Source organism: Pseudonocardia sp. SID8383, assembly GCF_009864975.1.
GTDB classification, from domain to species: Bacteria; Actinomycetota; Actinomycetes; order Mycobacteriales; family Pseudonocardiaceae; genus Pseudonocardia; species Pseudonocardia alni.
In genome coordinates this window covers 1-695 of the sequence record NZ_WWFY01000802.1, presented here as the reverse complement: position 1 = coordinate 695, position 695 = coordinate 1, and the positions used below count along the sequence as shown (strand labels likewise).

Genomic DNA, 695 nt, shown 5'->3' with positions numbered 1-695 from the left:
CCGGCACGGAGCCGGCCTGGGCGCACGCCGTGCTCGCGCGGGCGCACCTCAACGCCGACCACGCCGAGCCCGCCTGGTCGCACGCCCGCGCGTCGCTGGCGGTGGCCCGTGCCGTCCACGACACCGCACCGCCCGCGGAGGGGTCGGCCGCGTACCGCGACCTCAGCGCGGTCTGCGCGGACGCCCTCATCACCCTGGCCTTCTGCGCCCGGATGGAGGGGGACCCGCAGGCGGCCCGGGACCGGCTCGCCGGGGCGTCCTCGCTGGCCGCCGCGTCCGGGAACCGGGTCGTCGAGCTGCGGACGGTGTGGAACCGCGGGGTGTCGTTCATCGAGGACGGCCTGCTCGACGCCGCCGCGGACGAGCTCGCCGAGGGGGCCCGCCGGGCCGCCGCGTACGGCCTGCCCTGGGGCGGGTACGGCCTGGAGTTCCGGATCGCGCAGGTCCGCGTCGACGTCCAGCGCGGGGAGTGGGACGCCGCCGTCCGGACCGCCGCGGATGTCGACCCCACGCTCCCGCTGCGCGTCACCGGGCAGCTGGCGGTGGCGGGGGCGCTGGTCGGCGTGGCCCGCGGCGACCTCGACGGCGCCGAGGAGCTGCTCTCCGTGCTGGCCACCGAGCCACCGGTGCACGACCAGGCCGCGCTGCTGCAGGGCGTCGTCGGGGCCGAGTCGGCGCGCTGGCGGGGCGACGCG

General features: G+C 79.3%; 1 pseudogene. It reads left to right on the top strand.

Going from position 1 to position 695, the window contains the following annotated elements:
• Positions 1–695, top strand: a pseudogene (locus GTW08_RS19635) (hypothetical protein); the annotation flags it as partial.